General features: G+C 46.2%; 13 protein-coding genes. 12 read left to right on the forward strand and 1 reads right to left on the reverse strand.

The window, feature by feature from the left end:
• The 8 genes from HY877_05655 to HY877_05690 all read left to right on the forward strand — a co-directional run.
• On the forward strand, positions 1 to 298 hold a 298-nt coding region (locus HY877_05655), incomplete at its 5' end, for an energy transducer TonB (protein ID MBI5299759.1).
• Between the two features lie 55 nt (positions 299 to 353).
• Positions 354 to 1133: a UTP--glucose-1-phosphate uridylyltransferase gene (locus HY877_05660; GenBank protein MBI5299760.1), complete on the forward strand. Its 780-nt coding sequence runs from the start codon at positions 354 to 356 to the stop codon at positions 1131 to 1133.
• Positions 1134 to 1217: 84 nt separating this feature from the next.
• Positions 1218 to 2507, forward strand: a complete 1290-nt coding sequence (asnS, locus tag HY877_05665) for an asparagine--tRNA ligase (GenBank protein MBI5299761.1) — start codon at positions 1218 to 1220, stop codon at positions 2505 to 2507.
• A gap of 3 nt (positions 2508 to 2510) precedes the next feature.
• Entirely contained in the window at positions 2511 to 3419 is a 909-nt protein-coding gene (locus HY877_05670; protein MBI5299762.1) for a cation transporter, read from the forward strand.
• Positions 3416 to 4072 (forward strand): RluA family pseudouridine synthase, encoded by a 657-nt coding sequence (locus tag HY877_05675; protein ID MBI5299763.1) that lies wholly within the window; start codon positions 3416 to 3418, stop codon positions 4070 to 4072. The genes HY877_05670 and HY877_05675 overlap by 4 nt, the downstream gene beginning before the upstream one ends.
• Before the next feature lie 159 nt (positions 4073 to 4231).
• A complete protein-coding gene (locus HY877_05680; GenBank protein ID MBI5299764.1) occupies positions 4232 to 4834 on the forward strand; it encodes a hypothetical protein in 603 nt (200 codons plus the stop codon).
• A 234-nt stretch (positions 4835 to 5068) separates the two neighbouring features.
• The gene (locus HY877_05685; GenBank protein ID MBI5299765.1) at positions 5069 to 5362 is read left to right on the forward strand and encodes a hypothetical protein; all 294 of its coding nucleotides are present in this window, start codon (positions 5069 to 5071) and stop codon (positions 5360 to 5362) included.
• A complete protein-coding gene (locus tag HY877_05690; GenBank protein MBI5299766.1) occupies positions 5359 to 5676 on the forward strand; it encodes a hypothetical protein in 318 nt (105 codons plus the stop codon). The genes HY877_05685 and HY877_05690 overlap by 4 nt, the downstream gene beginning before the upstream one ends.
• Here the strand turns inward: HY877_05690 and trmB are convergent, their stop codons facing one another.
• Positions 5677 to 6255: a tRNA (guanosine(46)-N7)-methyltransferase TrmB gene (gene trmB / locus HY877_05695; protein ID MBI5299767.1), complete on the reverse strand. Its 579-nt coding sequence runs from the start codon at positions 6253 to 6255 to the stop codon at positions 5677 to 5679.
• Between the two features lie 27 nt (positions 6256 to 6282).
• Here trmB and HY877_05700 point away from each other — a divergent pair, with 27 nt between their 5' ends.
• From HY877_05700 to HY877_05715, 4 genes are all read left to right on the forward strand, one after another.
• Positions 6283 to 7122, forward strand: a complete 840-nt coding sequence (locus HY877_05700) for an SDR family oxidoreductase (protein ID MBI5299768.1) — start codon at positions 6283 to 6285, stop codon at positions 7120 to 7122.
• A gap of 12 nt (positions 7123 to 7134) precedes the next feature.
• The gene (locus tag HY877_05705; protein ID MBI5299769.1) at positions 7135 to 7752 is read left to right on the forward strand and encodes a glutathione S-transferase family protein; all 618 of its coding nucleotides are present in this window, start codon (positions 7135 to 7137) and stop codon (positions 7750 to 7752) included.
• 67 nt (positions 7753 to 7819) lie between these two features.
• Positions 7820 to 8053 (forward strand): hypothetical protein, encoded by a 234-nt coding sequence (locus tag HY877_05710; GenBank protein MBI5299770.1) that lies wholly within the window; start codon positions 7820 to 7822, stop codon positions 8051 to 8053.
• Between the two features lie 818 nt (positions 8054 to 8871).
• Positions 8872 to 9333 (forward strand): transposase family protein, encoded by a 462-nt coding sequence (locus HY877_05715; GenBank protein MBI5299771.1) that lies wholly within the window; start codon positions 8872 to 8874, stop codon positions 9331 to 9333.
• The last annotated feature ends 54 nt before the right edge of the window (positions 9334 to 9387 follow it).

Consider the following 9387-nt stretch of genomic DNA (forward strand, 5'->3'; position numbering starts at 1 on the left):
AGGCGGTGGCGGCGGCAACGGCAACTCCGTCATCCTCAGCACCATTCAAAACAAAATTGAACGAGCGAAATTTTATCCGTTGGTAGCGAAGCGACAAAATATTGAAGGTGCCCCCGTGGTAGAATTCAAAATTGGGAAGGATGGTTTGGTGGAGTATGTCAAATTGAAGCAAACTTCAGGTTCTCCCCTTCTCGATGAAGCGGCCCAAAAAACGGTGCAAAATGCCGCTCCGTATCCTTCTTATAATGATCCCATTTCCTTAAGCATCCGCTACGCCTTAGGCGACAAGCCGTATTAAGCTAGCATAATTTTTGATGGCATTTTGAGGAAAGATCCGTTAGAAGCTTTCCCCCATGACGCATTCAGTCCAAAAAGCGGTGATACCAGTGGCGGGTTTGGGTAAACGCCTCTGGCCTGCGACAAAAATATTGCCCAAAGAGTTTTTACCCATCGGCACAAAGCCCTCCATTTATTTTATTTTGGAAGAGCTCACTCAAGCGGGACTTAAAGAAGCGATCCTCATTACCTCTTCCGAAAAGAAAAGTTATCTTGAACACCTACCGGATGTTTTCCCCAGCCTTCAATTTCATTTTGTGGAGCAAAAAGAACCTCTGGGATTGGGGCATGCCGTGGGGCTTTCAGAAAAAATCGTCGCGGGAGAATCTTTTCTGGTTTTACTTCCCGATGATATTGTCGATCACACCAAAACCGCGAGCACACAACTCATCGAAATTTTTCAGAAGACAAAAAAATCCGTAAGCGCCGCAAAAAAAGTCGCCAAAGCAGAAGCCTCCGCCTATGGTATCTATGATGTCACAAGTGCTCAGGGAAAATGCCGCCGTGTACAGGGCGTCGTGGAAAAACCGCATCCTGATGAAGCACCATCCAATCTCGCCATCTTCGGACGCTATCTTTTTACGTCAAATATTTTTAAACATCTTCAAAACACCTCCAAGGGGCGCAACGGCGAAATTCAATTGGCCGATGCCATGCACACTCTGGCCAAGACAGACCAACTCGATGCGCTGGAATTGGAAGGAAAACTTTTTGACATTGGAAACCCCGAGGGGCTCGCCCGTGCCAATCTCTATTTTGGAATCAAAGAATATGGCGACAGCATTATCGATTTGTAGGGGCAGGCAAAGCCCCCTCCAATGGCAAAGCCATTGGAGCCTCCCCCTCAACGCCGCTCCGCGGCTAATTTTGAACGGTCAAAAATGAATACATTTATTAAAAATCTTCCTCTTCACCTAGATAAGACCGTTACCGTTAAGGGATGGATCTATAATTTCCGCTCCTCCGGGAAAATTGCTTTTTTGCAACTGCGCGACGGAAGCGGGTTTTGTCAGGCCATCGTCAGCCAGCCTGCTGTTGCACCGAATGTTTGGGGAAAAATTGCGAAGATCACACTGGAAACATCGGCCATTGTGACGGGAAAAGTTTCGAAGCATCCCAAAAAAGAAGAATACGAACTGCAAGTTGAAGATTTGGAACTGGTGCAGATAGCCGAAGATTATCCCATCGGAAAAAAAGAACACGGCCCCGATTTTTTGCTCGACAACCGGCATTTATGGCTTCGTTCACCGCGCCAATGGGCCATCCAGAGAATCCGCCACACTATTTCTTACGCAACCTTTGAGTGGATGGATCAGCACCACTTTTTGCGCATGGATGCACCCATTCTGACACCGGCCGCATGCGAAGGAACCACAACACTTTTCGAGGTCCCCTACTTTGATTTGGGGAAAGCTTATCTTTCGCAATCGGGCCAACTCTACAGCGAAGCCGCCATTTTCGCCCACGGCCGCTGTTATGATTTTGGTCCGGTGTTCCGCGCGGAAAAAAGCAAAACGCGCCGACACCTGACCGAATTCTGGATGATGGACGCTGAAGCCGCCTTTGTGGAACACGATGAAAATTTGAAAATTCAGGAAGGGTTGGTCAGTTTCATCGTCAAAAAAGTTTTGGAGAAAAACCGGAATGAATTGAAAATTTTGGAAAGAGATACAGCGCCGCTGGAAAAAATTGTTGCCCCTTTTTATCGCCTCACGCATTCGCAGGCGATTCAAAAACTTCACGCACTCGGTTCGGACATCAAAGACGAAGAAGATTTGGGTGGTGATGATGAAACAAAACTTTCACAATCTTACGACAAACCGGTTTTTATCGAAAAATATCCGGCCAAAGTGAAAGCGTTCTATATGAAGCGGGATCCTCAAAATCCGGAGCTGGCGCTGTGCGCCGATTTACTTGCTCCGGAAGGCTACGGAGAAATCATCGGCGGGAGCCAACGCGAAGAATCGATTGACGTTTTGTTGGAGCGATTGCAAGAACACAACCTTCCGAGAGCCTCTTTCGAATGGTATCTTGATTTGAGAAAATACGGGAGCGTCCCCCACTCCGGTTTTGGTTTCGGACTCGAACGTCTTGTTTCATGGATTTGCAAACTCGATCATGTGCGCGAGTCGATCCCGTTTCCGCGCATGATCTACCGCAACACACCGTAAATAATGAAAAAGCAACGCCCCACTTTTAAATGTCTGCCGACATCCTTTGCCGATTCTCCTTATCGTACCAAAGAAAAAAACGCCCTCTTCTGGTGCATGTTGGTTACGGGGTTGGCCATGCTCGTCGAATTTTTCGGCGGACTTTGGACAAATTCTCTCGCACTTCTTTCGGATGCGGCGCACATGTTTTCCCATCTTTTTTCACTCGGCGTCAGTTTTGCCGCCATTGTGCTTGCGTCAAGGGAAGTTGACGAAGCCCGCAGTTACGGATTTCACCGCGCGGAAATCCTCGCCGCACTATTCAACGGTATCACTCTTTTTTTGATTGTTCTCTGGATCGGGTACGATGCCATCCACCGTTTTTTAAATCCGGTACCCATCGCCACTTCCGCAATGTTGTGGATTGCCGTCTTCGGATTGCTCGTGAATTTGGGAACGATGGTTATTTTGAAAAGTGTCCGGGCAAAAGATCTCAACGTCCGAAGCGCATTTTTCCACATGCTCTCCGACACACTTTCTTCAGTCGGAATTATTATCGCCGGCGTTCTGATTTATTACACGGGGAAGACATGGCTGGATCCGTTTGCCAGCTTGCTCATCGCGGTGATGATTTTACTTTGGTCTTTTCAGTTGATCCGGGAATCGGTTCACATTCTGCTTGAATCCAAACCGAAACATCTCTCCCCCAAAGAAATTGCCGCCGCGCTTCGAAAGGAAATTCCGGGGATTCACGGAGTTCATCACATCCATATCTGGGAGTTGACGTCCGAGCTGTACGCTTTCACCGCGCACATCGAAATAGAAAATATTCGCATCAGCGAATCAGAGCAATTGCATAAACAAATCAACCAACTCTTATGCGAACGCTACCACATCACCCACACCAACCTTCAATTCGAATGCAAAAGATGATTCTTTATCAAGATGAATCCCTGATTATTGTTGAAAAACCGGCGGGGACACCTTCCTGCGGCGACAATTCGCTTGAAACAGAACTTCAAAAAAAATTTCCGACCGCGCGTTTGGTGCATCGTTTGGATAATGAAACATCGGGGCTCATGGTGGCCGCTTTAACTGAAGAGGTGTGGAAAAAATTGCGCGAAATTTGGAAAACACCGCAAGTTGTGAAAAAATACACGGCGCTTGTTGTGGGAAGAACGGCCGCTGATGGAGAAATTACAAATCCCATCGCCCATCATCACAAAAAGAAAAAGAAAATGGAGGTGGGGGGCAAAGAAGGACAAACGGCGCAAACAAATTTCAAAACATTAAAGCATCTGGGCAAATGCAGTTTGCTGGAAGTCACCATCACAACGGGAGTGCGCCACCAAATCCGCGTCCACTTGGCCTCCATCGGTCATCCTGTTGTGGGCGACAAAATTTATCTCCGCGCCAAACACCAAAATTCGGAATTACCGAAACTGAACCGACATTTTCTTCACCTCAGTTACTTGAAATTTTTCCATCCCATCACCGGAAAAATCTGTGAGTGGAAATCCGCCCTACCGCAAAAGTTTATCGTAAGTGTCCGACACTTACGCATACAAAATTCTTTATCAAATTGATCGCCAATTTTTTGACGTGCGCCAAAAAATTGACGCACAAAAATCAACCCTTCACCATTATCCTACCCAAGCTTCCTTAAAAAATAAGGGGAAATTGTTGGACAATCTCTTTTAATCACCGGCACGAAAATTGCTACATCTACCGGTATAGGAGGCTCTATGAAAAAGATGGTTTTTTTCTGTTCGTTAATATTAATAGCGATGTCCTTATATGCAGCGCCTAACACGCCGGGACAATTTCCGACAAATCAACCGATCCAAGGGATCAAGAAGCCATCCATCAAAATTAATTTGCCACCCCCTCAAATTCAACTCCCTGTTTGTAGCAATGAAGGGGCCTACCAATGCGACCTCCAAAATAAGCGATTCAGAAAATGCGCAAGAGATAGCAGTGGCCTCTGGTGGAACCGATGGACAAATCTTAATGGTGAGGAATCCGATCTTGCCGATGCCTGTTCACGGGAGTGTGTACCGGGAGCCATCATCTGTCCCTTTCGAGACAGGGATTATAGAATCTGTCGTGACAATGGAACATGGAGTGAATTTCGCCGTCTGGAAAATAATCACGAAGAAAGCGATCGCGTTGTAGCCTATTGCAATTCGGCTCAAGCCGATACCCCATGCTATCCGGGCCAATACCGTTGCTTCAATGATGGCGGTTACAATCGTTGCGGTGAGACAGGTTACTGGAGCGAAGCGGGCACAACGTCTGGACAATTTACGGAATACTTGAATCGTTGCCTCTTCCCAAGGCGGCATTAAGATCAGAGTAGTCGAAGGATTGACAGCTACGAAAGCACTTCATATCCCATTCAAAGGGAAAAAGTCCGGCAGACCCGTTGACGAAATTTTGACGGAAAGGTAAAAAGTTACCCACTTAAAGCCGCCCGCATCCGGTTCTGATCATAGAACCTGTTGAAATATATAAGAATTTAAAAAAATCCCTCCTTGAGAATCTTGGCACAAAAGTTGCTCTTCAAAGCCACTGGAGGGTTTATGAAAATCACACTCATTATATTATTAATTTTGGTTCCATTAACTTCGGTTTGGTCCCAAAGCGGCGGTCTCAACGACAATTTCAACAGAGCGCAGGACCCGATTGAAAAGCAGATCTGGATTCAGGAACATGCCACCAGAGACAAAGCCACTCTCAATTTCTGCAATGTTCCCGGAGAGCATGATTGCAACATGAAGACGAAGGGTTTTCGCGTCTGCAACAAAGAGTTGCACTGGAGCAAATGGAGTTGGGATTCTACAAACTATCAAACAAATTGCGTGGTGAGAAAATGAAGATCATTTTCAAAATATCTGTGGTGATCAGTTTGTTCGCGATGTTCTCTTTGGTACTGCCTGCGCACGCAATAGATAATGACGACAACATTTTTAACTATAATTACCAATATCCCTTTACCGCAGGAGCGGAGGGAAATGGCAACAGCCACTCCAATAATTCCATGCAATGTTATGTACCCGGAGAATATGAATGCAATTTCAGAATCGGAAACTATAAAGTTTGTCAGCCAAATAAGAAATGGACACCGTGGAAAATCATGAATCCAAACCAAAACACGGAGCTTGCGGCGAAATGTATGCAGAAACATTAATCACTTCTTCAATTCCAGATAATAGATGGTTCTTCCTTCACTTTGATATTTCAATTCGTAGTTTGTTTTTAATTCCGGGGCAAAGATACGTTCGTTGGTGTTTTCCCGAACCTGTTTCCAAAGTTTTGCCGTCGCGGAAATTCCTTTTTTAATCGATGTAAAATAATCCGCTTCATCCGTGGCAATTTCCACCACCCCTCCTTGTTTTAATTTCTCATGAAGCACTGTAAAAAAAGTGGGTTGAAGAAGGCGGCGCCGTTGATGTTTGCGTTTGGGCCACGGGTCCGGGAAATAAATATGAAAAACAGAAACTTCGCCTGCCGGAATCAAGTCAGGAAAAGTTTGATCGGCAATCGCTTTCATGAATTTGATGTTGGTCAATTTTCGCCTTTCAACTTTTGAAGCGCCCATACGCATCCATTTTCCAGCACGATCAACGCCAAAAAAATTAATGTGGGGATTTCGCTCGGCACGCGTCACGAGAAACTTGGCCTTACCACAACCAATCTCCACTTCCACGGGATTGGTGTTGCCGAAAAGTTCCGGAAAAATAAGAGGTGGACTTGAACTGGATTCCATTTTAGGGATTCATACCAAGGGGGATTGATGTTTGACAAGGCTTTGCTTAAAGACAAAGTGATTTTTGTGACGGGCGGCGGAACAGGGCTTGGAAAGTCGATGGCTCTTGGGTTTGCCGACCTTGGTGCCAATATTGCCCTCTGCGGACGCAGGAAAGATGTCCTTAAAACAGCCGCGAAAGAAATTTCACAAAAAGGGGCGCAGGTTTTTTTTGATACCTGTGATGTACGTAAACCCGACGAAGTCCAAAAAGTGGTCGATGGTATTTTTCAGAAATTTGGGCGTCTGGATGGACTCGTCAACAACGCCGCGGGCAATTTCATCTGCCCCACCGAGTATCTCTCCCCCAACGGTTTTGACGCGATCGTCCGAATTGTTTTGCACGGAACATTTCATTGCACCCAAGCCGTTGCAAAAAAATGGATTGCCGATGGCACCGGCGGACGCGTTTTGAATATCTGTACCACCTACGCGTGGACCGGCTCCGGTTTTGTGGTTCCCTCAGCCTGCGCCAAGGCCGGTGTTTTGGCGATGACCCGTTCACTTGCCGTAGAATGGGCAAAATATAATATTCGTCTGAATGCCATCGCACCCGGTCCGTTCAAAACAGAACAGGCGTGGGCGAATCTCGTACCGAAATCGATTGAAAATAAAATGCTTGCGCGCAATCCGCTTCACCGCACCGGCGATCATCAGGAATTAATCAACCTCGCCTGTTTTATGATGGCCGACGGCATCGACTACATCAACGGAGAATGCGTCACCATTGATGGCGGTGAATGGTTGCAAGGCGCCGGCGAATTCAACTCCCTCCTCGATTTAACGCCCGAAGAGTGGATGGAGATGAAGTCCAAATCAGGGCGATAAAAAGGAGACGTTATGATTAAACTTTATGCTTATCCCGGCGCTTGTTCGCTGGCTCCCCACATTCTTTTGGAAGAACTGGGACTTCCCTATGAAATCAAATTTCTCAAACTCGATGACAACAAAATGAGGGAAGAAATCAAAAAACTCAATCCGATGGGGCAAGTGCCAACCATGGTCACGGAGGAGGGCTACCCTTTAACCGAGGGAGTTGCGATCATGTATTACCTCCTCTCCAAAAAACCGAATAATCTTTTTCCCGAATCGGGGAAAGACCGGTTCAAAGCATTTGAATGGATGAACTTCATCGCCACCACCCTGCACAAAGCGTACGGCCCGCTTTTCCGGCCCTCTGCTTTTTCCGACAACGAAACCCATTTTGAAGTCATCAAACGCGTGGGACTTGAAAATATGAAAAATCTTCTTCAAGTAACGGAGAGCAAATTCCCCGATGGCGATTATTGCATCGGAGAAAATTTCACCGTGGTTGATGCCTATCTCTTTTTCGCACTCAATGCGTTGCGCCTGATCAAACTGGATTTGGCGCCCTACAAAAAGCTCAACGCCTTTATGACACGCATGCGCCAACGCCCATCCGTGACCGCCGCGCTAAAACAGGAGGGCTTGATCTAGGGATTTGCAAAAATAACAAATTGTCTAATTTGGGTGGATGATTTAGCATCGGCCTGTGATGAACAAAATGTCTCGAAAAGATCAGCAGTGGCTTCAAAAGGGAGTGGATATCTGGATGATTCGGGATAATTTAAATGCGTCTTACGAAACGCGGGTCGAACGTCATCAGGACACTTTAAATTTTATTGAATCTCTAAAAAAAATAGGACGTCTCAACCGTGCAAAACCTTCAAAAACTTCTACAGTTTCTCGTTCAAAGGAAAAATTAAATCAATCCAAAGCGAAAAAGATGCCTGAATAGGGACTTTACACGCAAAATGGCTAATGCTAAGCACTTGGCCGCTCGTTTTTTGACAATTTATGCAGTTTATTCCGCGGTAGCTCAGCCCGGTAGAGCAGGTGACTGTGTCGAAGGCGTTAACGCCGAATTAGCAGCCCGCGTTGGTAACAATGCGGTGATAAGTGGGCTAAATCAGGGAACCCGTAATGCAGATGAAAATCTGGCATCGGCAACCCTGAGCTAGCATCCGTCATGCAGTAATGACGGAGGGCAAGTGCAGAGACTCTACACCCACCATCCCTATGGGATGAAGATAAAGTCCGGCTCCTCGTGAAAGCGAGGTCAGAGCGTAATCACCCCGTCGCAGGTTCGAATCCTGCCCGCGGAGCAGAAAAGTCGGAGGGTGGATCACCCTCCGGCTTTCTTTTACCGTGAGCAAATGGCCAAAGGAGTGCAAGTGAACAAGACAGTGCGCTGGAAACAGCGTTTTCAGAATTTTGAAAAAGCCTACTCTCAATTGGAATAAAGGTGTCACCCATTAGCGAATGGTGTCAAGAGGAGACAAAAGAATCCATGCGAGTTAACTCTCGTCCACATGCCCTTCCCAAGAAATCATTTTTTTGTCTTCATGGGGTAGAGTTCACTGTAATACTGCGCCCGTAATTTCAGAGTTCGAAATCAGTGTTACTTGTTTTTTATGTAACCTGTTTCAGTCACCCATCTGGATCTAGCTCTTAATGAGAACGAGCCCATCCACCTTTTGGCGGACCAGAAAATAGACCCACTGCATAGAAAATAATTTTGTGTTATAGTGCCCCCGTTAAAAAAAAGGGGGGGATATGGCAACGAAACCTAAAAGCCAGCAGGCCAGAAAATTAGCGAAACAACCGAGCGTTTTTCGTCGATTGACAGGAATACCCCCTGCAATTTTTTTTGAACTTTGTGAGCAAGTAAGGCCCCTCTATTATCAAGCGGAAGAAAAGCGTTTGGCCAAGTTAAGGGAAAAGAGACTTATTCACTGCCATGTCGACGCCCAATACAAACTTTCCATGGAAGACCGCTTACTCATGTTGCTGATGTATTACCGGCTCTATACGACACATATATTGTTGGGTTTTCTCTTCCGCATTGATGACAGCAACGTGGGTAGAAACATCAATCCATTACAACCTCTCTTGGCGAAGTTTTTCAAGATACCGGAGAGGAAGCTAGAACTGGGGGAAGATGAAATTGTGACTCTGTTTTTGGATGGGACGGAACAAAAGATCAATCGTCCCCAGGGACCGAAACAGAAGAACTGAACCGACCCCAAAAGACTGGACAAAAATGAAGAGGTTTAGTGATAGACCTTTTTA

This window comes from Deltaproteobacteria bacterium, from assembly GCA_016213065.1.
Classification (GTDB): Bacteria; UBA10199; UBA10199; order SPLOWO2-01-44-7; family SPLOWO2-01-44-7; genus JACRBV01.

What these genes read in the sequence shown, in the direction of transcription:
- HY877_05660 (MBI5299760.1), top strand. Translation starts at nt 354, where the DNA reads ATGACGCATTCAGTCCAAAAAGCGGTGATACCAGTGGCGGGTTTGGGT.
- asnS (MBI5299761.1), top strand. Translation starts at nt 1,218, where the DNA reads ATGAATACATTTATTAAAAATCTTCCTCTTCACCTAGATAAGACCGTT.
- HY877_05670 (MBI5299762.1), top strand. Translation starts at nt 2,511, where the DNA reads ATGAAAAAGCAACGCCCCACTTTTAAATGTCTGCCGACATCCTTTGCC.
- HY877_05675 (MBI5299763.1), top strand. Translation starts at nt 3,416, where the DNA reads ATGATTCTTTATCAAGATGAATCCCTGATTATTGTTGAAAAACCGGCG.
- HY877_05680 (MBI5299764.1), top strand. Translation starts at nt 4,232, where the DNA reads ATGAAAAAGATGGTTTTTTTCTGTTCGTTAATATTAATAGCGATGTCC.
- HY877_05685 (MBI5299765.1), top strand. Translation starts at nt 5,069, where the DNA reads ATGAAAATCACACTCATTATATTATTAATTTTGGTTCCATTAACTTCG.
- HY877_05690 (MBI5299766.1), top strand. Translation starts at nt 5,359, where the DNA reads ATGAAGATCATTTTCAAAATATCTGTGGTGATCAGTTTGTTCGCGATG.
- trmB (MBI5299767.1), bottom strand. Translation starts at nt 6,255, where the DNA reads ATGGAATCCAGTTCAAGTCCACCTCTTATTTTTCCGGAACTTTTCGGC.
- HY877_05700 (MBI5299768.1), top strand. Translation starts at nt 6,283, where the DNA reads ATGTTTGACAAGGCTTTGCTTAAAGACAAAGTGATTTTTGTGACGGGC.
- HY877_05705 (MBI5299769.1), top strand. Translation starts at nt 7,135, where the DNA reads ATGATTAAACTTTATGCTTATCCCGGCGCTTGTTCGCTGGCTCCCCAC.
- HY877_05710 (MBI5299770.1), top strand. Translation starts at nt 7,820, where the DNA reads ATGTCTCGAAAAGATCAGCAGTGGCTTCAAAAGGGAGTGGATATCTGG.
- HY877_05715 (MBI5299771.1), top strand. Translation starts at nt 8,872, where the DNA reads ATGGCAACGAAACCTAAAAGCCAGCAGGCCAGAAAATTAGCGAAACAA.